Here is a 20,889-nt window from a genome sequence, read left to right on the forward strand (position 1 = left end):
GCGGAGTGGATGAATGTTCACCCTCATGGGCCGATGATCCGTCACCGGCAGGCGGGCGCGCTCGGCGCGAACGGGGAAGCCGGATCTCGCCGATCCCCTCCGGACGGACGCCCGGCTGGACGGATCATCGATCTTGCCCCTCCTGCGCGCCGGAATGTCCAGCCTCGGTTGCGGCCGGCCCGCGGAACGGCACGATGCGGAGACGTGAACGACAACGACCTTCTCAACCTCAACGACCGCAGGTTCGTCATGGTCAGCTCGACGGCGAGCGCGGTGGACCCGGACGGGCCCACCGAGTTCGCCTACCGGGAGTCCGGCGGGATCATCTGGGGCGACTACACCGGCGACACCGTGGTCCACGGGCGCTTCGTCGGCACCAGGGACGGCGACCGCCTGGAGATCACCTACGTCCACCTGCTCAAGAACGGCGAGCGCGCCGGCGGGCAGAGCGGCAGCCGCGTCGAGCCTCTCCCCGACGGCCGGCTGCGCCTGGTCGAGGAGTTCCAGTTCGCCGGGGACGACACGACGCACGTGAGCGTGTGCACCGAGGTCCTGCCGTCCTGACCGCCTGACGGGGAGCGCGCACCCGGGGCCGCCCCGCTCCGGGACGCGCCCCCACCGGACCGCCTTCCGGCGCTGCCGCCGGGGGTCGGGCCCGCGTGTCAGACGTCCTGCTGGAGTTGGGCGCGGCCCTCGGCCGCGCCCACGAAGCGCATCTTGCCCAGGGGCACCTCTCCCCCGGGGGCCGCGGCGGGGTCGGCGGGACGGCGGGGGGAGCGGCCGGGACCGCGGTCGCCCGGCAGGACGTAGGGGCGCTTGAGCACCTCGTCCAGGATGAAGACGGTCTCGGTGGCCTTGACCGCGGGGATGTTGGCCAGCCGCTCGGTCACCATGGCGTGCACGGCGGCGACGTCGGCCATCCGGACCTGGATCATCGCGTCGTGCTGGCCCGTCGTGATCGCGCAGTACTCCACCTCGGGCATCGCCGCGAGCTGGGCGCGGAACTGGCGCCACATCTGCTGCCGGACGGTCACGAAGATCAACGCGGTGATGCCGAGACCTGTGCGGACGTGGTCGATCTCCGCCGTGAACCGCTTGATCGCGCCGTCGGCGCGCAGCGCCTCGAAGCGCGTGTAGGCGTTGGCCCGGGAGATGCCGACCCGCTCGGCGAGAGCAGCCACGGAGATCCTGCCGTTCTCACGCAGCACCTCTAGGATCTTCAGGTGTGTCGCGTCGAGCTCCAGGCCGATGCCGATCCGTCCAGGTTGACCGCCTTCCTGGGCCGCGTTCCTTGATATTTCGGTCATCTCCATACCCCTTACGCCAGATTCGTCTCAGCTTAGCCCCATGAGCTGGACTTTTTGCCGGACAATCCTGGACGATCGGCGACCAAACGTCTTACACGGCCCATTTTCGGAGGACACAGAATGGCGACCCGTTCACGGCGCCCCGGAGCGAAGGCAGCCCTGCTGCCGGTGCTGCTCACCGGCGCCCTCGCCCTTGCCGCCTGCTCCAGCGGCGGCTCGTCCACGACGTCCCAGAGCGGTGGCGGCACCGCCGCCGCCAAGACGCTCGTGATCGACACCTCCTTCGACCTCAAGACGGCCGACCCCGGACGCACCTACGAGCCGACCGGCCTGATCATCGGCAAGGCGGCCTACGAGACCCTCCTCACCTTCGAGGGCTCCGACGTCACCAAGCCGGTGCCCGCCCTCGCCGAGTCGTTCGAACTGTCCGACGACGGCAAGGAGCTGACCCTCAAGCTCCGCCAGGGCGCCACCTTCGCCGACGGCTCGCCGGTCACCGCCGACGACGTCGTCTTCTCGCTGAACCGCGTGCGCGACATGAAGGGCACCCCGTCGTTCCTGCTCGACGGGGTGGAGGTGGCCAAGACCGGCGCGGACACGATCACGCTGACGTCGAAGAGCGCCAACCCCGCGCTGCCGTACATCCTGCCCAACCCCGCGCTGGGCATCCTCAACTCCAAGGTGGCCAAGGAGCACGGCGCCACCACGGACGCCGGCGACAAGGCCGAGCAGTACCTCAACTCCGCCTCGGCGGGCTCGGGTCCCTACACGATCGAGTCGTTCAACGTCAGCACCCAGGTCGTGCTCAAGGCGAACGCCAAGTACTGGGGCCCGGACAAGCCCGTCTACGACAAGGTCGTGCTCCGCAACGTCGAGGCCGCGACCCAGAAGCTCAACATCTCGCGTGGCGACAGCCAGGTCGCGCTGAACCTCTCCGGGGACCAGGTCGCCGGGATCACCGGTGACCTGACGGTCAAGAAGACGGCCTCGGCCAACGTGATCTTCCTGCTCGCCAACCAGAACCCCGCGGTCAGCAAGGTCACCTCCAACCCCAAGTTCGCCGAGGCCGTGCGGAAGGGCGTCGACTACGCGGGTCTGCTGGAGCTGGCCGGCGAGGGCTCGGTGCAGGCTCCCGGGGTGATCCCCTCGATGCTGCTGGGCGCGCTCCCGCCGGAGCAGGCGGCCAAGCGCGACATCGAGGGCGCCAAGGCGGCTCTCAAGGAGAGCGGCGTGGCCGACCCGACGGTCAAGCTGGAGTACCCCAGCGAGCTGACCGTCAACGGCCTGTCCTTCCAGCCGCTCGCCGAGCGGGTCCAGGCCAACCTCAAGGAGGTCGGCATCACCGTGGAGCTGGCGCCCGCGCCGATCACCACGGCCCTGGACAACTACCGCAACGGCAAGGAGGAGCTGGGCCTGTGGTACTGGGGCCCCGACTACCCCGACCCCAGCGACTACCTGTCCTTCCTGCCGGGCAAGCTCGTGGGCCTGCGGGCCGGCTGGAAGGCCGGCGCCGACAAGGAGCTGGAGGCGGCCGGCGAGAAGGCGGCCACCACGATCGGCGACGAGGCCCGGAAGCAGGCCTACGTCGACGTGCAGACCAAGCTCAACGCCTCGGGCCCGTTCGTCCCGCTCATCCAGCCGAGCCAGAACATCGTGACGGCCAAGTCCGTCACCGGCCTGGAGTTCCACCCGGTGTGGACTGTCGATGTCGCCGACCTCAAGTAACGAGGACCTGAAGGAGGGTACGGCCCGGCGCAAGCCGCCGGGCCGTGCCGGCCGCCGGAGCCCGCTGGTCCGCTTCCTGGCCCGCCGGGTGCTCACGGCGCTCCTGCTGGCGGTGGGCATCACGCTCGTCACCTTCGTCCTGACCAACATGGTCCCCGGCGACCCCGTCTCGGCCAACCTCGGCCAGCGGGCCCTGGGCGACCCGGCGATCGTCGCGCAGTGGCGGGCCGAGCACGGCCTGGACAAGCCGCTCCCCCAGCAGTACCTGCTGCACCTTCAGGGAGTCCTCCAGGGCGACCTCGGGACGAGCCAGCAGAGCCACCGCCCGGTCCTCGACGACCTGGCGGAGTCCGTGCCGGCCACGCTCGAACTGGCCGGCGCCGCGATCCTGATCTCCCTCGTGGCGGGTGTGGCCTTCGGCGTGATCGCGGCGCTGCGCCGGGACCGGCTCTCCGACCACGTGCTCCGGGTCATCAGCCTGATCGGCATCTCCGTGCCGACCTTCTGGCTGGCGCTGACGGCGTTCTACGTCTTCTTCTACCGGCTGCAGGTCACTCCGGGCAGCGGCCGGATCGATCCGGGCATGAGCCCGCCCCCGCAGGTCACCGGGCTGTACACGGTCGACTCCGCGCTGGCGGGGCAGTGGGACGTGTTCTCCTCGGCGGTCGGCCACCTCATCACCCCCGCGCTGGTGCTGGCCCTCTACACGATCGGCCTGCTGACCCGGTTCACCCGGTCGGCGGTGCTTGAGGTGCTGGGCCAGGACTACGTGCGCGCCGCGCGGGCCAAGGGCCTGCCGCCCCGGGTGATCCTGTTCCGCTACGTGCTGCGCTCGGCACTGGTGCCGATCATCACGGTCGCGGGCCTGGCCTTCGGCAGCCTGCTGTCGGGCACCGTGCTCGTCGAGGCGATCTTCGCCTGGCCGGGCGTGGGACAGTACGCCTACAAGAGCGCGACCACCCTCGACCTGCCCGCCGTGATGGGCGTCGGCCTGGTGGTGGGCGGGGTCTACCTCGTCATCAACCTGATCGTCGACGTGCTGTACGGCGTCATCGACCCCAGAGTGAGACTCCAGTGAAACTCCCCCAAGCATGGCGGCAGCCGCTGGCGATCGTCGGCGGGGTGATCGCGCTCGCCTGGATCGTGATCGCGCTGGCCGCCCCGCTGCTGGCGCCGCACGATCCGCTCGCCCAGGACCTGCCGCGGCTGGCCCCGCCCGGCCCGGGCCACTGGTTCGGCACCGACCAGCTCGGCCGCGACATCCTGAGCAGGGTGATGTACGGCGCGCGCCTGTCGATCCCGCTGACGCTGCTGCTGGTCGTGCTCTCGGTGCTGGTCGGCGGCCTGCTGGGCGCCTGCGCCGGATATTTCGGCAAGTGGGTCGACGAGACGATCATGCGGCTCGCCGACCTCGTCTTCGCCTTCCCCACCGTGATCCTGGCCATGGTCGTCGCCGCCGCGCTCGGCGCGAGCCTCACCAACGCCGTGCTCGCCGTACTCGTCGTCGCCTGGCCTGCCTACGCCCGCGTGACCCGTGGCCTGGTGCTGGGCGTGCGCGAGCGCGAGTTCGTGCTGAGCGGGCGGCTGCTCGGCTTCTCCGCCTGGCGCTCGCTCCGGGTGGACGTGCTGCCGAACGTCACCGGGCCGATCCTGGTGCTGGCCACCCTCGACATCGGCACCGCGCTGCTGCTGCTGTCCGGCCTGTCCTTCCTCGGGCTCGGCGCCAAGCCCCCGTCCCCCGAGTGGGGCGCGATGGTCGCCTCCGGCGTGGAGGTCTTCGACAGCTGGTGGGTGGCGACCTTCCCCGGTCTGGCCATCCTGACCGTCGTGCTGGCCTTCAACTTCCTGGGCGACACGCTGCGCGACGCCCTCGACCCGCGGACGGCCCGCGCCATCAAGGAGCGTGCGCTGTGACCCTTCTGGCCATCTCCGACCTGAAGGTCTCCATCGGCGGCAGGGAGATCCTGCGCGGCGTCGACCTCGACCTGCGGGCCGGCCGCGTGCACGGCCTGGCCGGCGAGAGCGGCTCGGGCAAGACGATGACGGGCCTGGCCGTGCTGGGGCTGCTCCCGCACGGCGCCCGCACCACCGGCCGGATCGCCCTGGGAGAGCGCGACCTGCTTACGATGGCGCCCAAGGAGCTGAACACGGTGCGCGGCGGTGAGGTCGCCATGGTCTTCCAGGACCCGGCGACCAGCCTGCACCCGATGCTCTCGGTCGGCCGCCAGCTCACCGAGCACATGCGCCACCACCTGGGGCTCGACCGGAAACAGGCGCGGGCCAGAGCCGTCGAGCTGCTGGGCCAGGTGCGCATCCCCGGGCCCGAGGCGGCGATCGACCGCTACCCGCACCAGTTCTCCGGCGGCATGCGCCAGCGCATCGCGATCGCGATCGCCCTGGCCTGCTCGCCGAAGGTGCTCATCGCCGACGAGCCCACGACCGCTCTCGACGTGACCGTCCAGGCCGGCGTGCTGCGACTGCTGCGCGGCCTCTGCGACGACCTGGGCCTGGCCGTACTGCTCGTCACCCACGACCTCGGCGTGATGTCGGCGGTCGCCGACGAGGTGAGCGTGATGAAGGAAGGCCTGGTCGTGGAGACCGGACCGCGCGGCCAGGTGCTGCGCGAGCCGCGCCACCCCTACACCCGCGCCCTGCTGGAGTCGTTGCCCGGGGAGACCTCATGACACTGCTGACCGTGGACGACCTCGTCGTCGAGCATCGCACCCCGGGCCGCCCCCTGGTACGGGCGGTGGCCGGGGCCAGTCTGACCGTCGCGGCGGGCGAGGTCGTCGGGCTCGTCGGCGAGTCCGGATGCGGCAAGTCGACGCTGGCCCGCGCGGTGTGCGGGCTCAACCGGGCCGCCGCCGGGTCGATCACCTTCGAGGGGCGGCCGGTGACCCCGCTCGGCCTGCGCCGCAGGGACCGGGCACTGGCCGGGATCCAGATGGTGTTCCAGGATCCCTACGCCTCGCTGAACCCCCGGCGCCGGGTGGGCGCGCAGATCGCCGACGGGCTGCGTACGGCGGGCGACACCGTGACCGCCCCCGCCGACCTGCTGGAGCGGGTCGGGCTGCCCCGGGAGTTCGCCGCCCGCCACCCGCACGAGTTCTCCGGCGGCCAGCGGCAGCGGATCGCGATCGCCAGGGCGCTCGCCGCCCGGCCGAATCTGCTGATCGGCGACGAGCCGATCTCCGCGCTCGACGCCTCGGCACAGGCCCAGGTGGCCACGCTGATGCGGGACCTCGCGGTCTCCTCGGGCGCCGGCCTGCTGTTCATCAGCCACGACCTGTCGGTGGTACGGCTGATCGCCGACCGGATCGCGGTGATGTACCTCGGGAAGATCGTGGAGATGGGGCGGACCGCCGAGGTGTGGGCCGAGCCCCGTCACCCGTACACCAAGGCGCTGCTGGGCGCGATCCCCGCGCCCGACGGCGCCGGGGTGCTCCCGGCGGAGCTGTCCGGGGACGTGCCGGATCCGGCCGACCCGCCCCGCGGCTGCCGGTTCCACCCGCGCTGCCCGGTGGCGATGGACGTCTGCCGGGAGCGCGAGCCCGACTTCGGTCCCGTCGCGTGCTGGCTGCACGGGCCTGCATGATCGACGAGGTGCGCCGCAGGATGATCGAGGAGGGGGTCGACGCCCTGGTGCTGCGCCCCTCTCCCGACTTCCGCTACCTGGGGGGCCAGGGCGAGGGGTATCTCGTCCTGGACCTCCACGGCCCGCCGGCGGCGGCGGCCGGACCGCTGGAGGCCGCGGCACTCATCCCCGCCTCCGCCCGCCGCGTCGGGGTGGACTCCGAGATGCGGGCCTGGGAGCTGTTCTCGCTACGGGTGGAGGCCGAGCTCGTGCTGGCCTCGGCCGTGCTCGCCCCACTCCGGCTGCACCGGGGGGCCGCGGAGGTCGCGGCGACGGAACGCGCCGCCTCCGCGGCGGACGCCGTCCTGCTCATGGCCCGCGAGCTGGCCTGGTTCGGCACCACCGAGCGCGCGATGGCGCGGCGGCTGTGGGCCATGATGGTCGAGACCGGGTGCGAGGAGGTGCTGTCGGTGCTCGTGGCGGCCGGCGAGCACAGCTCCGTCCCCCGGCACGTGCCGTGCGACCGCGTGATCAACCCGGGCGACGCGCTCCTGGTCTCGGTGTGCGGCAGATGGGGCGGCCACTGCTCGGAGGTGGCCCGCGTCTTCGCGGTGGCCGAGCCACCGGAGGACTTCGAGGCGATGTACTCGGTCGTCCTGGCCGCGCAGCGCGCCGCCCTCGACTCGCTGCGGCCCGGCGTGCCGGCGGCGGAGGCCGGGCGGGCCGCCCGGGAGGTGATCGAGGGCAGCGGCTACGGCCACTACGCCGCGGAGCGGCCCGGCCGGGGCGTCGGCCTCGGCCACGACGAGGGTCCCTGGCTCGTCCCGGGCGACACGACGGTGCTCGCCGCCGGGATGACGGTCTGCGTCGAACCGGCGATCTACCTGCCCGAGCTGTTCGGCGCGCGGGTGGCCGACGTCGCGGTGTGCGCCCCCTCGGGGGCACGCCGGCTCAGCGGCAGCTCGCAGGCCCTGCACGTCATCGACCACTGAGCCGGGCGGCCGGCGGGGGGCGGGCGGCGTGCGGGCGCTCCGGATGATCAGTGAAGGGGGTCACCACTCCACGGCGTTCCCGTCAAGTACGAGCCCGAGCGGCGACCGCACCATGTCCGGGCTCCGCCACCCATCGCCGGGGAGGGCCGCGGGACCGGCACTCCCGGCGAGGTCGGCGCCGCCCCGCAGCTCGCGCCGGAGCTCCAGGGCGTGATGCAGGTAGTTCTGTGCCAGCCGGGTACGGCCCGCCGACCGGTGCAGCTCGCCGAGTGTCTGGACCGTGGCCGCCTCCCCGCTCCGGTCGCCGAGCCGCTGGAAGATCAGCAGCGACCGCTCCAGCTTGTCGGAGGCGTGCGACCGGTCGCCGCGGACGACCTGGAGCCCGCCCAGGTTCTGCATCGCGTAGGCCCCGCAGTGGAGGTCACCGAGACCTTCGAAGATGTCCAGCGCGCGTCCCTGGAAGCGCATCGCCCGGTCGGGCTCGGCCACCAGGGCGTGGAAGTGTCCGAGCTGCATGGACACGCAGCCCTCCCGGTGGGGGTCGCCGAGCCGCCGGGCCAGCCCCAGCGCCTCGCCCAGCCATCTGGACGCCTGGTGCAGGTTGCCGGAGGCCAGGCAGACCCGCCCGATCGCCTGCCGCGCGTAGGCCTCGCCGCTCTGATCGCCCATGGCCAGGAACATGGCCAGAGCCTGCCGGAAGTAGGTCAGCGCCCTGAGATGCTCGCCGCAGAACTGGTTGACCGCCCCGAGCCCGCAGATCGAGGTCGCCTCGCCCCGGGCGTCCCCCAGCTCGTGGAAGATCGTGAGGGCTCTGCGGAACATCTCCGTCGCCTCGGCGTAGCGGTCCTGGTAGAGGCACACCTGGGCGAGGCCGCGGAGCATGGCCGCCTCGCCGTGGCGGTCCTGTGCCAGGCGCGCGGCCTCCAGGGCGACCCGGTGGGTGGACTGCCACTCCTCGAAGTGGCAGCGCAGGTCGTAGTAGGGGACGAGGGCCGCGGCGAGCCCCCACGCCGACTCGGCCAGCCCCGCGTCGGCGGCCAGGCGCACCGCCCCCACGAGCGTGTCGTGCTCGGCGTCCAGCCACGACAGCGGGTCGGCGGTCAGGCGCCCGAGGGTGTCGGCGGGCAGGTTCCAGCGGGTGGCCCCGGCCGCGGACAGGCTGAAGAGCGTGGTCGGCAGCCGCGCCGTGGCGCTCTCGGCGGTGGCCATCCAGGCCCCGAGCACCCTGACGAGGGCGTTCCGCTCCAGGAGGCCGCCGGCCTTCTCCCTGGCGTTGCAGCGGACCAGGTCGTGCAGCCGGTAGCGCGGCTGGCCGATCGGGTCGGTGCCGACCAGCCGGAGCAGGTTCACATCGACCAGGACGTCCGTCACGTCGTCGGCCCGGTGCCGGTCCAGCGCGGCGTCGACCACCCAGCCGGGCAGGGACTGCGGGCCCAGCAGGCCCAGCGCCCGCAGGGCCAGGGCCGCGTCGTCGGGCAGCAGCCGGTAGCTCCGGTCGAGGCTGACCCGCACCTCCAGGTCGCCGGCCCGCAGCTCGCCGAGCCGGTTCGACTCGTCGTCCAATCGCCGCCCCAGCACCTCCAGCGACCAGCCGGGCCGCCCCGCCAGCCGCGCTCCGGCGATCCTGACGGCGAGCGGCAGGTATCCGCAGGAGCGGAGGATCGCCACGGCGGCCTCCCGCTCCCTCTCCAGCCGCTCCGGGCCCACGATCCTGCCCAGGAACTCCTCCGCCTCGCCGGGCGGCAGGACGTCCAGTTCGAGCCGGAGGGCGCCGGGCAGCTCCGTGATCCGCCGCCGGCTCGTCACGAGCACCGCGCAGCCGCTGCCGGGCAGCAGCGGCCGCACCTGGGCGGCGCCGGCGGCGTCGTCGAGGACGACGAGCATCGGGCGTCCGGCCAGCAGGGACCGGTACAGGGCGGAGCGTTCGCGCACGGTGGCCGGCAGGCCGGCCTCGCCGACCCCCAGCGCCCGCAACGCCTCGGCCAGCAGCTCGCCCGGGTCGGGCGGGACCGGCTCGGTCCCGCCGAGGTCCAGGTAGAGCTGCCCGCCCGGATATCCGGCCCGTACGGCGTGCGCGCAGTGCACCGCCAGCGCCGACTTGCCCACGCCCGGCGCCCCCATCACCACGACGATCAGGGGCGGCCCGTCCGGCGGGCGCTCCACGGGGGACAGCGCCCGGGTGAGGACGGCGACGGCCTCGGCCCGGCCGGTGAAGTCCGGCACGTCCGGGGGGAGCTGGTGGGGGGTGGAGACGGCCGCCGCGACGGGCGGCAGAGGGTGCGGCACAGCCGCGACGGCGGGCGGGAGGGCGGGCCCGGCCACGGCGGGCGGGGGCTCGCCCGCCAGGACGGCCGCGTGCGCCCGGCGCAGGTCCGCGCCGGGTTCGATCCCGAGCTCGGCGACCAGCTGCCGCCGGACCGTGGTGTAGGCGTGCAGGGCCTCGGCCTGCCGTCCGCTCCAGTGCAGGGCGAACATCAGCCGCTGCCAGAGGTCCTCCCGGAAGGGATGCTCCTTCAGCAGCCCGCGCAGCTCGCCGATCGCGTCGGTGTACTCGCCCCGGGCCATCCTCAGGGCTATCAGCTCTTCGGCGGCGGCGAGCCGTACCTCCGCCAGCGCCTGCAGCCGCCCGTCCCAGAGCGGGCTGGCCGGCAGGTCGGCCAGCGGGGTGCCGTGCCACAGCGCGAGCGCCCGGCGGAGCCGGTCGAAGGACTCCTCCGTACGGCCGGCCGCGCGCGCCCCGGCGATCAGGTCCTCGAACAGCAGCGCGTCGAGCTGGCCGGTCGACAGCTCGATCACGTAGCCGGGCGGCCGGGCCTGGATCCGGGCACCGGCCGCCTCCAGCACGCCGCGCAGCGAGCTCACGTAGGTGCGGATGTTGGCGTGGGCGGAGCGCGGCCGGTGCCGGGGCCACAGCACCTCGGCGAGCAGGTCCGCGCCGACCACACGGTTGGCGTCGAGCAACAGCGATGCCAGCAGGATTCGGGGTTTCGTGCCGGCGATGCGGAGGGAGCGTCCCGAGGTCCGGACGTCCAAACCACCGAGCACGCTGAATGTGGGCTGATCAACCACCATGACCGCACTTACTCCTCGTATGGAGGCGCTGCAACCATTCATCGGGTTGTGTGCTATGAGCCGGATAGGCCTTTATACAGATTTTGGATGATTTTTGTACCGGCAATCCAGACCCTGGACCCCAGCAAGAGCCTTTCGAGAGATCCAACAGACAGTGCACGGTGCCGGTCAAGGCTTCGCCCCCGGGACCTGTGGAAAGGATCCGCATGAGACTCAGAGGGGTGCTCACGGTGGGGTTCGCCCTGCTGCTCAGCCTCGCGGGCGGCGCCGTCATGGCTCCGGGCGCCGGTGCGGGGGTGCTGGGGGACCCTGTGCCGAACAGCAGCGAGACCGATCCCGCCCCGGACGACGGGGCGGCCCTCCTGGCGACGAACTTCCAGCTGCCCTTCCCCTGCGGGCAGAGCTGGACGGGTAACTCCAGCGCGAGCAGCGCGCACCAGTCGTGGGAGATCGACTTCAACCGGGGTGGCACCGCCGACGCCGACCTGGGAGACCCCGTCGTCGCGGCCGCGGCCGGCACGGTGGTCATCTCGGCCCACCAGGGGTCGACCAACGGATACGGGAACCTCGTCAAGATCGACCACGGTGGCGGCTGGTCCACCTACTACGCGCACCTGAACGTGCGCTCGGTGAGCGCGGGCGTCCAGGTCTCCCAGGGCCAGCAGATCGGCACCGTCGGCAACACCAGCAAGCCCGGCAACTACATCTCACCCCACCTGCACTACGAGGTCCGGATGGGCAGCAGCTACCCGTCCAACATCCAGAAGGCCGTCTTCAACGGGACCACGTTCGGCTACCCGGTCCAGACCGTGACCTCCAACAACTGCGGCGGCAGCACCAACCCGCACACCCCGCAGTCGGTCTGCGGCAGCGGCTACGACGTGGTCGACTCCGCCGCCCTGGGCACGGCCGGCACCGTCTACCTGCTCTACAACAACACCAACGGCTACAACTGCGTGACCACCATCAAGCGCTCGTCGATCGGCACGGCGACGGCCACCAGCGCCTATCTGGAGGTCCAGGGCAGCAGCCGGATCACCGACTCCGGCGACTTCGCCTACTACGCCGGTCCGGTGCGCGCCTCCGGTGCCGGCAAGTGCGTCAAGTGGGGCGGCAAGGCCGGCGCCTCCAGCTACGACAGCCCCTTCGAACACTGCGGCAGCTGATGCCCGGGGCCGCCTCCGCCCGCACCGGCCGGGGGCGGCCCTTCAGCGGATCCCCACTCCCTGAGGAGAATCTGTGCAGGCCCGACTCCGTCGTTCAGCCGTGCTGCTGGCCGGTTCGCTCATCCCCCTCTCGCTCCTGGTGGGGCGGCCCGCGAGCGCCGCTCCGGCCGACCCCATGACCGACGCCTTCGCCCGCGCGGCCGCGACCTACGAGATCCCCCGCGACCTGCTCGTCACCCTCGGATACGCCGAGACCCACCTCGACGGACACCACGGCGAGCCCAGCGCCAGCGGCGGCTACGGAGTGATGCACCTGGTCAGCAACCCCACCGCCCACACCCTGGAGCGCGCGGCCGCACTGACCGCTCAACCGCTCTCGGCGCTGAAGAGCGACGACGCGGCCAACATCACCGGCGGCGCCGCGGTGCTGCGTGCCTACGCCGACGAGCTCGGGCTGGACGCCGCCGCCCGCAAGGACGCCGGCAAGTGGTACACGGCGGTGGCCCGGTACGGCAACGCCTCCTCCCCCGAGGTGGCCCGGCTGTACGCCGACACCGTCTACGAGCTGCTCGCCGCCGGCGTGCGCGCCACCACCCCCGGCGGCCAGGCGCTGACCGTGACCGCGCAGGCGGTACAGCCCGACCGCGGCGACTACGCCAAGGCCCCGGACCTGGACAGGACCTTCGCGGCCGCGGCCGTCGACTACCCCTCGGCGCACTGGGTCCCGGCCAGCTCCAGCAACTACGCCGTCTCCAACCGGCCGGCGAGCGACCCGATCGACCGCATCGTCATCCACGTGACCCAGGGCTCCTACGCCGGCACGATCTCCTGGTTCCAGAATCCCGCCGCCCAGGTCTCGGCGCACTACGTCGTCCGCTCCTCCGACGGCGACATCACCCAGATGGTCCGTGAGAAGGACCGCGCCTGGCACGCCCGTGACTACAACAGCCGGTCGGTCGGCATCGAGCACGAGGGCTACGTCGACAACGCCTCCTGGTTCACCGACACGATGTACCGCGCCTCGGCGGCGCTGACCCGCAGCATCGCCGACCGGTACGGCATCCCCAAGGACCGCACCCACATCGTCGGGCACGTCGAGGTCCCGGGCAACGACCACACCGACCCCGGCCCGTACTGGGACTGGACCAAGTACATGCAGTACGTCGGCGGCAGCGGCGGCGGCACCAACCCGCACACCCCCGAGTCGGTCTGCGGCAGCGGCTACACGGTGATCGACTCCGCCGCCCTGGGCACGGCCGGCACCGTCTACCTGCTCTACAACAGCGCCACCGGCTACAACTGCGTCGCCACCCTGAAGAAGACCTCCCTCGGCACGGCGACGGCCACCAGCGCCTACCTGGAAGTCCAGGGCAGCAGCCGGATCACCGACTCCGGCAACTTCGCCTACTACGCCGGCCCGGTGCGCGCCGCCGCGGCCGACAAGTGCGTCAAGTGGGGCGGCAAGGCCGGCGCCTCCAGCTACGACAGCCCCTTCGAGCACTGCGGATAGCCGGCCGGGCACGCCTCGGACGGCTCACCGCCCGCAGGTGATCGATGACGGGGGCGCGGCCGCGAGGCGGGGGCCGCGGCGGCCGCCCCCGTCCGCCGGGCCGGCACCCGGGCCGGCGGACGCGCACCCCCGTCGGGGATGATCAGCAGGTCGGCACGTCCGGCGATCGGGCCGGGAGCGCGCCGGCCTCACCACGTATCGGCCTCACCGCATGCCGACTTCACCGCGTGCTGGCCTCGCCGCGTGCCGACTTCACCGCGTATCGGCCTCACCGCATGCCGACTTCACCGCGTATCGGCCTCACCGCGTGCCGGCCTCACCGCGTGCCGGCCTCCCACCGTTTACTGCTCCGGTGGGGTGACCCGGCGCACCAGGATCCCGGCCCGGGCCGCGTGCGCGGCCATCGCGGCCACCCGGTCGGCGAGGGCGGAGTCGATCGGCTCCGCGGTGACGAGCATCCGGTAGTAGAACGGGGCGGCCACCATCCGGATCACCTCCTCCGCGTCGGTGTCGGCGGGCACCTCCCCACGGTCGATGGCCCGCCGGACCAGGAGCGAGGTCTCCCGGATCCGGGACGCCACGACCGCCGACAGGGTTTCGCGGGCGGCCGGGTCGCGGGCCGCGGCCGCCACCATGACGTCGAGCCAGACGCGCTGGGCCACGTGCGCGTAGATCGTCAGGAAGGCCCCGGCCAGAGCCCGCAGGTCGGTCTCGAGATCCCCCGAATCGGGGAAGGACTCCCCCCCGCTGGGCACGCCCGCGTCGTCGGCGAACCGGTGCGCCAGATCCTGGATCACCCCCTCCAGGTTGGTCCATCGCCGGTAGACGGTGGAGGTCGCCACCCCCGCCCGCATCGCGATCTTCTCCATGCTCGTCTCGGCGTAGCCGTGCTCGACCAGTTCGGCCAGCGTGGCGTCCAGTACGGCGGCGCGGTTGCGCGCCGTACGGCCGCCCGGCCGCCGCTTGGACTCCAAATGCGAACCGTCTTGCATTAAGTCCCCCCTCCTGTCATCATCCAGATTAACGCAAACTTGTTCGCATTAGCCGGGAGATTTGAGCGCGGCGCGGCGGCGGCCCCCGGCATGGAGCATGCGACTAACGCTAATTTCCTCACTTGACCCATTAGATCCTTGCCCGCTATAACTAATGCATCATCACGGCATGGAGGCATGTGAAATGAACACCCCTCGTGTGGCACACCGGTATGTGGACGTCGACGGAGTCCGTGTCTTCTACCGGCAGACCGGCCCGGCGGACGCGCCCGCGCTCCTCCTCCTGCACGGCTTCCCCTCGGCCTCGCACCAGTTCCGGCGGCTGATGGACGCCCTCGGCGACCGGTACCGGCTGATCGCCCCCGACTACCCGGGTTTCGGGCTCACCGAGGCCCCGGAGGACTTCACCTACTCCTTCGACCGGCTGGCCGACGTCGTCGAGGGCTTCGTGACGGCGCTGGGGCTGGACAGGTTCGTGATGTACACCTTCGACTTCGGCGGCCCCGTCGGTTTCCGGCTGGCCACCAGGCACCCTGAGTGGATCGCCGGGCTGATCGTCCAGAACGCCAACCTCTACGAGGAGGGCCTGTCGGACCTCGCCCGGGGCATGATCGCCAACCGGCCCGGCGTCGAGGGGGCCGAGGCCAACGTCAGGCAGATCCTCGAACTGCCGGTCACCCGGGGCCAGTACGAGGGCGGCACCACCGACGTCGAGCTCGTCGCCCCCGACGGCTGGATCCTCGACCAGCACTTCCTGGACCTTCCGGGCCGGAAGGAGGCCCAGGTCGACCTGGCCCTCGACTACCACTCCAACGTGGCCCGCTACCCCGAGTGGCAGCAGTGGCTGCGCGACCACCGGCCGCCCACTCTCATCGTGTGGGGCCGGGGCGACGCCTTCTTCCCGGAGGCCGGCGCCCGCGCCTACCTCCGGGACCTGCCGGAGGCGGAGCTCCACCTCTTCGACACCGGTCACTTCGCCCTCGAGGAGAACCTCCCCGAGATCGCCCCCCTCATCGCCGACTTCGTCGACGGCCTCCGGAAGGACGCTCCCATGAAGATCGCAGTCATCGGTGCCGCCGGAAACCTCGCCGGCGCCGTCGCCCGGGAGGCCGCCGCCCGGGGTCACCTGATCACCGCGCTGGGCAGGGACACCATGGACGTCACCGACCCCGCCTCGGTCAAGGACGCGGTCGCCGGACATGACGCCGTGGTGGCCGGGGTCAAGGGCCCGGACCGGTTGGTGCCCCGGGGCGCACAGGCGCTGCTCGAAGGGCTCCCGCTCGCCGGGGTGAACCGCCTGATGTTCATCGGCGGCGGCGGGAGCCTGGAGTACGCCCCCGGGCAGCGCTACGTGGACTCCCCGAACTTCCCGCCGGAGTATCTGGAGACCGCCCGCGACCAGACCGAGGCGCTGGAGATCCTCCGCGGGGCGGAGACCCCGGTCGAGTGGTCCTACGTCAGCCCGCCGCCGATGCACCTGGTACCGGGCGGGAAGACCGGTGTCTACCGGGCCGAGGCCGGCGACACCCCCATCACCGACGAGAACGGGGAGAGCCGCATCTCCGTCGGCGACTACGCCTGCGCGATCGTCGACGCCCTGGAGAAGGGCTCCTTCGTCCGCGAGCGCTTCACCACCGCCTACTGACCGGCGGCGCGCTCGGAGCCCGCGGCCCCTCGCGCGGGCACCGGCACGAGATGGGATCACCGGCCGTCACGGGCCGCGGACGCGCCGGCCCTGCATCGATCCCCGGCGGACCGGCCCTGCCCGGCCCGCCGGGGATCGACATGTGTCAGCCCGCGCCCGCGCGGGGGATCGAGATGCGTCAGCCCGCGCCCGCGCGCCCGTCGCGCGAGGCGGCGGCGGGAAGCGGGGCGGCCGTCAGGCCTGGCGCCACCGCGCCATGCTGCCGGCCCCGTGCACGCGCAGGTCCGGCGCGGCCTCCAGCGCCTTCTCCGCGCCGCCGGGGGTGTAGGTGACGATGAGGCGCAGCGGGCGCCAGGTCGCGTTGAAGGTCGAGTGGTAGGCGCCGGCCGGGATGTGGACGGTGTCGCCCTCCTTGATCGGGAACGGCTCGCCGTCGTCGACCATCTGCACGGCCTCGCCGGAGATCACGTAGATGATCTCCTCGGCGTCGGGGTGGTTGTGCCGGGCGTGCCCCTGGCCGGGGTTGATTATCACCTCGCCGAACGTGCCGGTCGCCCCCTGGACGGTCGACGGGGTGACGAACCACTTGATCGCCCCCCAGTCGAAGGCCATCGTGGGAACCGCGTCGGGACTCACATGCATGCGATCTCCTGAGATCTCAGAACTTCATCGACTTGAAGGCCCTGACCTGCTCGGTGACGGCGCGCTCGGTCGGCAGCCGCTCGACCGACGACGCGCCGAAGAAGCCCACGACCCCCTCGGTGCGCGACAGCACGTAGGCCGCGTCCTCGGGCTCGGCGATCGGCCCGCCGTGGCAGAGCACGAGAATGTCGGGCCGGACGGCCACCGCGGCGTCGCGCATCGCCTGGACCCGCTCCACGGCCTCGTCCAAGCTCAGAGCGGTCCCCGCACCGATGCTGCCCTTGGTGGTCAGCCCGACATGCGGGACCAGGACGTCGGCGCCCGCCTCGGCCATGGCGCGTGCCTGGTCCTCGTCGAAGACGTAGGGCGCGCTCAGCAGGTCGCGCTCACGCGCCAGCCGGACCATCTCGACCTCCAGGTCGTAGCCCATGCCGGTCTCCTCCAGGTTCTGGCGGAAGACCCCGTCGTACAGGCCCACGGTCGGGAAGTTCTGCACGCCGGCGAAGCCCATGGCGGCGAGCTGGTCGAGGAACCTGGGCATCAGCCGGAACGGGTCGGTGCCGCACACCCCGGCCAGGACCGGGGTGTCCCGGACGACGGGGAGCACCTCCGCCGCCATCTCGACGACGATCTGGTTGGCGTCGCCGTAGGGCAGCAGCCCGGCCAGCGAGCCGCGGCCCGCCATCCGGTAACGGCCGGAGTTGTAGATGATGATCATGTCGACGCCGCCGGCCTCGGCGCACTTGGCCGACAGGCCGGTGCCCGCGCCCGCCCCGATGACCGGGCGGCCCTCGGCGACGGTCCGGCGGAGTCGGGCGAGGATGTCTCCGCGGTTCACCGCGTCCCTCCCGAAGAGATCATCTGGTGTAGCCGGTCGGCCGCCGCGCGGCCGAATCCGGGGTCGTTGACGTGCAGGTCGAGCTCCTTTATCTCGACGGCCGTGCCGCGCAGGCCGTCCGTCAGGGCCTCGAAGCAGGCCTCGTCCGCCTTGGGGTCGTGGAAGGCGCCGCCCGGGGCGTCGAGGGCGGAGACCCCGCCGCGCGGGAGGAACAGCGTCACCGGACCGGTGGCGCCGCGCAGCTTCCCGGCCACCCGGCGGCCGAGCTCGCCCATCTCCTCGGCGGTGGTCCGCATCAGCGTCACGGTCGGGTTGTGCACGTAGAGCGTGCGCCCCTCGAAGCGCTCGGGCACCGTGTCCCGGGGGCCGAAGTTGACCATGTCCAGCGCGCCGGGGGCGACCACCTGGGGCACGCCCGCCGCACCGGCCGCGGTCAGCCGCTCCGGACCGGCCGACAGCACGCCGCCGACCAGGTCGTCGGCCAGCTCGGTGGTGGTGAGGTCGAGCACGCCCGCCAGCAGCCCGCTCGCGGCGAGCCCCTCCAGCGCCCGCCCGCCGGACCCGGTCGCGTGGAAGACGAGCACCTCGTAGCCGAGCTCCTCCAGGCGCTCCCGGGCCGCGTCCACCGCGGGCGTGGTCACGCCGAACATGGACGCGGCGACGAGCGGGCGGTCGTCGCCGCCGGCCGGGACCTCGGCGCTCGCCATGCCGGCCACGGCGGCGGCCGCGTTGCCGAGGACGCGCCTGGAGAGCCGGTTGACGCCGGCGATGTCGACGACGCTGTACATCAGCGTCACGTCCTTGGCGCCCACGTAGGGGGCCACGTCACCGGAGGCCATGGTCGACACGATGACCTTCGGCAGGCCGATCGGCAGATCGCGTACGGCCCGGGCCGCGATCGAGGATCCGCCGCTGCCGCCGACCGCGAGCACGCCGTCGAGCCGGCCCTCGCCGTACAGCTCGGCCAGGATCGCCGCGGCGCCCTCGCCCATCGCGGCGACGGCGGCGCCCCGGTCCCCCGCCGCGCGCAGCGCCCCGGCCTCGGCCCCGGCGGCCCGGGCCACCCGGTCGTTGCCGATGTCGGCGGTCACCTGCGCCCGGCCGACCCCGGCGTCGACCAGGACGACCTCGCAGCCGAGCCCGCGCAGGCGCTCACGGAGCCAGGCGTACTCCTGTCCCTTCGTGTCCAGCGTCCCTACCAGGCAGATCGTCGGCATCTCACGCCACGCCCCTCCGTCCGCAGACCTTCCCCGCCGCCGGTCGCTCCCGGGGGCGGGCGCGCCGGCCCCGGTAGACGGTCCCCGCCGGCCGGAGGCCCGTACCGGGCCTGGCGTTGACATGCCCCGCCGGCGGGTGCCGCACTCTCCGGTGCCGGCCTCCCTCCCCCCGCGCCGGGATCACGGCCCGGCGACCCTGCGGCCCGACGGCCCGGAAACCCGGAAGCCATGCGACCCGGAGGCCCGGCGGCCGGGTCAGTCTTGCCGCCCCGGGAGCGGCCGGTCAGTCCTGCCGCTCCGGGATCCGGCCGTTCTGCAGGGCGTTGGGCACCGCCCTGGCGACCAGGTCCGGGATCACCGCGCCCAACTCGGCCGGCTCCCAGCGGGCGCCCTTGTCCACCTCCGGGCCCGCGTGCCAGCCCTCGGCCACGCTGATCACGCCGCCCCGCACGTTGAAGACCCGGCCGGTGATCCCCCGGGCCTCCGCGCAGGCCAGCCAGACCGCCAGCGGCGCCACGTCCTCGGGACGGAGCTCGTCGAAGCGGCCGCCGGCGCTCAGGTTCTCCGTCATGCGGGTCAGCGCGGTGGGGGCCAGCGCGTTGACGGTCACGCCGTAGCGGGCCAGTTCCTGGGCGGCGATGACCGTCAGCGACGCGATGCCCGCCTTGGCGGCTCCGTAGTTGCTCTGCCCTGGATTGCCGTAGATGCCGGACGAGGAGGTGGTGTTGATGATCCGCGCGTCGACCGGGACGCCCGCCTTGGACCGCTCGCGCCAGTAGGCCGCGGCGTGGCGCATCGGCGCGAAGGTGCCGCGCAGGTGGACCCGGACGACGGAGTCCCACTCCTCGATCGTCATGTTGACCAGCATCCGGTCCCGCAGGATGCCGGCGTTGTTGACCAGGACGTGCAGGTCGCCGTAGTGGTCGACGGCCGCCCGCACCAGCCGGCCCGCGCCCTCGAAGTCGGAGACGTCCTCGCCGTTGACGATCGCCTCACCGCCCATCGCGCGGATCTCCTCGACGACCTGTCCGGCCGGCCCGGCCGACGAGCCCGTGCCGTCCACCTCCGCGCCCAGATCGTTGACCACCACCCGGGCCCCGTGGCGCGCGAACTCCAGCGCGTGCCCGCGTCCGATCCCCCGGGCGGCCCCGGTGACGATCACCACCCGCCCCGCCACGATCCCGCTCATCCGGCCTCCCGGTCCCAGAACCCAGCTCCAGGGAGCGTCTCGGAGACCCCGGCCGATGTCAACGACGCGGGCCCGCCGGGTGACGGCGCGGCGGGTCAGCCGTCCAGCGGGTTCCGGCGGGCGGCCTCCCTCATCCCGCGCGGCCTGCCCAGAGCAGGCCGCGCAGGGTGAGGGCGCGCACGGTGGGATGTGTCAGATCGGCGAGGTTGTGGCCGATCGCGGAGAAGAAGACCCGGCCCGCGCCCCAGCGGCGGGTCCACACCACGGGCATGGGGACGGGCACGGCGTGCGGGCCGCCGCCTGAGGGGGCCAGCGTGGTGGTGGCGAGGACGTCGTTGAGGGAGTCGGTGAGCATCCAGTACTGCTCGGTGCGGACGGTGAAGCCGTCCAGCCCGGCGACGATCGGGTGGTCGGCGCGGGCCGGGTCGATGACGACGTCGTATTCGAGGAAATGCTCGGGGTGGGACAGGAAGAGGCCGCCGACCATCCGGTGGTAGTCACGGTCGTCGAAGGCGGCCACCACTCCCCCGTGCCACCCCGCGAACCCGGTGCCCGCCTCGACGGCCGCCAGCAGCCCGGCGGACTGCCGCCCGCTGAGCGTGCCGCCCGTCCAGCACTGCACGATGAGATCGGTGGCGGCCGGCAGGTCGGCGTCGGCGTAGACGTCGAGGTCGCCGGCGACGGTGACCTCGAAACCCGCCTCGGCGAGCCCGGGGATGAACAGGCCGGTCGCCTCGTCGGGGACGTGCCCCTCCCAGCCTCCCCGGACGACGAGCGCGTGTCTGGTCATGCCCTGCTCCCCGGCTGGTCCCGGACCCGGTGCGGCTCCGCCATGTGTGGGGTCCGTCTTGGTCGATCTGGCCGCTGCCATCCCAGCGCCACCGCCGGGTCCGCGTCAACCGGGCGACGCGGCCAGGCACCGGCACGGGGCGGTCGGCGGCGTCCTCGGACGTGGGCCTGACGGGCCCGCGTCCACGGACGGGACGGGCCCCGTGCCGCACGGTCAGGACCGTGCGGCAC

The 20,889-nt window shown here is 72.9% G+C and carries 18 protein-coding genes; 10 read left to right on the forward strand and 8 right to left on the reverse strand.

The genetic code is table 11. The features are described from left to right. The first annotated feature begins 204 nt into the window (after window positions 1-204). A complete protein-coding gene (locus tag ACWDS7_RS11970; protein ID WP_451929265.1) occupies window positions 205-564 on the forward strand; it encodes a hypothetical protein in 360 nt (119 codons plus the stop codon). 98 nt (window positions 565-662) lie between these two features. Here ACWDS7_RS11970 and ACWDS7_RS11975 read toward each other — a convergent pair whose 3' ends face one another. Next, window positions 663-1,307, reverse strand: coding sequence for an Lrp/AsnC family transcriptional regulator (locus ACWDS7_RS11975; protein WP_451929266.1), 645 nt, complete (start codon window positions 1,305-1,307; stop codon window positions 663-665). A 120-nt stretch (window positions 1,308-1,427) separates the two neighbouring features. Between ACWDS7_RS11975 and ACWDS7_RS11980 the strand changes: the two genes are divergently transcribed. Genes ACWDS7_RS11980 through ACWDS7_RS12005 form a run of 6 tightly spaced genes read left to right on the forward strand, consistent with a single transcriptional unit; the run spans window position 1,428 to window position 7,598 of the window. After that, window positions 1,428-3,032 carry an ABC transporter substrate-binding protein gene (locus ACWDS7_RS11980; protein WP_306869481.1) on the forward strand — a complete coding sequence of 535 codons (1,605 nt, stop codon included), beginning with the start codon at window positions 1,428-1,430 and terminating at the stop codon, window positions 3,030-3,032. Next, window positions 3,013-4,110 carry an ABC transporter permease gene (locus ACWDS7_RS11985; RefSeq protein ID WP_451929267.1) on the forward strand — a complete coding sequence of 366 codons (1,098 nt, stop codon included), beginning with the start codon at window positions 3,013-3,015 and terminating at the stop codon, window positions 4,108-4,110. Before ACWDS7_RS11980 ends, ACWDS7_RS11985 begins: the two co-directional genes overlap by 20 nt. Beyond that, complete coding sequence (locus ACWDS7_RS11990) at window positions 4,107-4,946, forward strand: ABC transporter permease (RefSeq protein WP_306869476.1); 840 nt, start codon at window positions 4,107-4,109, stop codon at window positions 4,944-4,946. The genes ACWDS7_RS11985 and ACWDS7_RS11990 overlap by 4 nt, the downstream gene beginning before the upstream one ends. Beyond that, on the forward strand, window positions 4,943-5,716 hold the full coding sequence (locus ACWDS7_RS11995) for an ABC transporter ATP-binding protein (protein ID WP_306869473.1): 774 nt from the start codon (window positions 4,943-4,945) through the stop codon (window positions 5,714-5,716). The genes ACWDS7_RS11990 and ACWDS7_RS11995 overlap by 4 nt, the downstream gene beginning before the upstream one ends. Further along, window positions 5,713-6,627: an ABC transporter ATP-binding protein gene (locus ACWDS7_RS12000; protein WP_451929268.1), complete on the forward strand. Its 915-nt coding sequence runs from the start codon at window positions 5,713-5,715 to the stop codon at window positions 6,625-6,627. Before ACWDS7_RS11995 ends, ACWDS7_RS12000 begins: the two co-directional genes overlap by 4 nt. Then, on the forward strand, window positions 6,603-7,598 hold the full coding sequence (locus ACWDS7_RS12005) for a M24 family metallopeptidase (RefSeq protein WP_451929269.1): 996 nt from the start codon (window positions 6,603-6,605) through the stop codon (window positions 7,596-7,598). The genes ACWDS7_RS12000 and ACWDS7_RS12005 overlap by 25 nt, the downstream gene beginning before the upstream one ends. Window positions 7,599-7,658: 60 nt before the next feature. On the opposite strand, the gene ACWDS7_RS12010 is transcribed toward ACWDS7_RS12005, so the two are convergent. Continuing rightward, on the reverse strand, window positions 7,659-10,670 hold the full coding sequence (locus ACWDS7_RS12010; RefSeq protein ID WP_451929270.1) for a BTAD domain-containing putative transcriptional regulator: 3,012 nt from the start codon (window positions 10,668-10,670) through the stop codon (window positions 7,659-7,661). Between the two features lie 206 nt (window positions 10,671-10,876). Here ACWDS7_RS12010 and ACWDS7_RS12015 point away from each other — a divergent pair, with 206 nt between their 5' ends. Together ACWDS7_RS12015 and ACWDS7_RS12020 are read left to right on the forward strand one after the other, a co-directional pair. Then, the gene (locus ACWDS7_RS12015; protein ID WP_451929271.1) at window positions 10,877-11,836 is read left to right on the forward strand and encodes a M23 family metallopeptidase; all 960 of its coding nucleotides are present in this window, start codon (window positions 10,877-10,879) and stop codon (window positions 11,834-11,836) included. Window positions 11,837-11,909: 73 nt separating this feature from the next. After that, window positions 11,910-13,346: an N-acetylmuramoyl-L-alanine amidase gene (locus ACWDS7_RS12020; protein WP_451929272.1), complete on the forward strand. Its 1,437-nt coding sequence runs from the start codon at window positions 11,910-11,912 to the stop codon at window positions 13,344-13,346. Between the two features lie 341 nt (window positions 13,347-13,687). Here ACWDS7_RS12020 and ACWDS7_RS12025 read toward each other — a convergent pair whose 3' ends face one another. Further along, window positions 13,688-14,338, reverse strand: a complete 651-nt coding sequence (locus tag ACWDS7_RS12025) for a TetR/AcrR family transcriptional regulator (protein ID WP_451929273.1) — start codon at window positions 14,336-14,338, stop codon at window positions 13,688-13,690. A 184-nt stretch (window positions 14,339-14,522) separates the two neighbouring features. Here ACWDS7_RS12025 and ACWDS7_RS12030 point away from each other — a divergent pair, with 184 nt between their 5' ends. After that, entirely contained in the window at window positions 14,523-15,983 is a 1,461-nt protein-coding gene (locus ACWDS7_RS12030; RefSeq protein ID WP_451929274.1) for an alpha/beta fold hydrolase, read from the forward strand. A gap of 234 nt (window positions 15,984-16,217) precedes the next feature. Here the strand turns inward: ACWDS7_RS12030 and ACWDS7_RS12035 are convergent, their stop codons facing one another. From ACWDS7_RS12035 to ACWDS7_RS12055, 5 genes are all read right to left on the reverse strand, one after another. After that, on the reverse strand, window positions 16,218-16,625 hold the full coding sequence (locus ACWDS7_RS12035; protein WP_451929275.1) for a cupin domain-containing protein: 408 nt from the start codon (window positions 16,623-16,625) through the stop codon (window positions 16,218-16,220). A 16-nt stretch (window positions 16,626-16,641) separates the two neighbouring features. Further along, window positions 16,642-17,463, reverse strand: a complete 822-nt coding sequence (locus tag ACWDS7_RS12040; protein ID WP_451929276.1) for a phosphoenolpyruvate hydrolase family protein — start codon at window positions 17,461-17,463, stop codon at window positions 16,642-16,644. Beyond that, window positions 17,460-18,680, reverse strand: coding sequence for a Tm-1-like ATP-binding domain-containing protein (locus ACWDS7_RS12045; RefSeq protein ID WP_451929277.1), 1,221 nt, complete (start codon window positions 18,678-18,680; stop codon window positions 17,460-17,462). Before ACWDS7_RS12045 ends, ACWDS7_RS12040 begins: the two co-directional genes overlap by 4 nt. A 283-nt stretch (window positions 18,681-18,963) precedes the next feature. Next, the gene (locus ACWDS7_RS12050) at window positions 18,964-19,869 is read right to left on the reverse strand and encodes an SDR family oxidoreductase (RefSeq protein ID WP_451929278.1); all 906 of its coding nucleotides are present in this window, start codon (window positions 19,867-19,869) and stop codon (window positions 18,964-18,966) included. Between the two features lie 130 nt (window positions 19,870-19,999). Then, window positions 20,000-20,659: a ThuA domain-containing protein gene (locus tag ACWDS7_RS12055; RefSeq protein WP_451929279.1), complete on the reverse strand. Its 660-nt coding sequence runs from the start codon at window positions 20,657-20,659 to the stop codon at window positions 20,000-20,002. Window positions 20,660-20,889 lie beyond the last annotated feature (230 nt).

The organism is Streptosporangium sp. NPDC003464 (assembly GCF_053588315.1).

Coding starts and splice junctions, on each gene's coding strand:
- ACWDS7_RS11980 (WP_306869481.1), top strand. CDS start 1,428: ATGGCGACCCGTTCACGGCGCCCCGGAGCGAAGGCAGCCCTGCTGCCG.
- ACWDS7_RS12045 (WP_451929277.1), bottom strand. CDS start 18,680: ATGCCGACGATCTGCCTGGTAGGGACGCTGGACACGAAGGGACAGGAG.
- ACWDS7_RS11985 (WP_451929267.1), top strand. CDS start 3,013: ATGTCGCCGACCTCAAGTAACGAGGACCTGAAGGAGGGTACGGCCCGG.
- ACWDS7_RS12000 (WP_451929268.1), top strand. CDS start 5,713: ATGACACTGCTGACCGTGGACGACCTCGTCGTCGAGCATCGCACCCCG.
- ACWDS7_RS12050 (WP_451929278.1), bottom strand. CDS start 19,869: ATGAGCGGGATCGTGGCGGGGCGGGTGGTGATCGTCACCGGGGCCGCC.
- ACWDS7_RS12010 (WP_451929270.1), bottom strand. CDS start 10,670: ATGGTGGTTGATCAGCCCACATTCAGCGTGCTCGGTGGTTTGGACGTC.
- ACWDS7_RS11975 (WP_451929266.1), bottom strand. CDS start 1,307: ATGACCGAAATATCAAGGAACGCGGCCCAGGAAGGCGGTCAACCTGGA.
- ACWDS7_RS12015 (WP_451929271.1), top strand. CDS start 10,877: ATGAGACTCAGAGGGGTGCTCACGGTGGGGTTCGCCCTGCTGCTCAGC.
- ACWDS7_RS12035 (WP_451929275.1), bottom strand. CDS start 16,625: ATGCATGTGAGTCCCGACGCGGTTCCCACGATGGCCTTCGACTGGGGG.
- ACWDS7_RS12055 (WP_451929279.1), bottom strand. CDS start 20,659: ATGACCAGACACGCGCTCGTCGTCCGGGGAGGCTGGGAGGGGCACGTC.
- ACWDS7_RS12025 (WP_451929273.1), bottom strand. CDS start 14,338: ATGCAAGACGGTTCGCATTTGGAGTCCAAGCGGCGGCCGGGCGGCCGT.
- ACWDS7_RS12030 (WP_451929274.1), top strand. CDS start 14,523: ATGAACACCCCTCGTGTGGCACACCGGTATGTGGACGTCGACGGAGTC.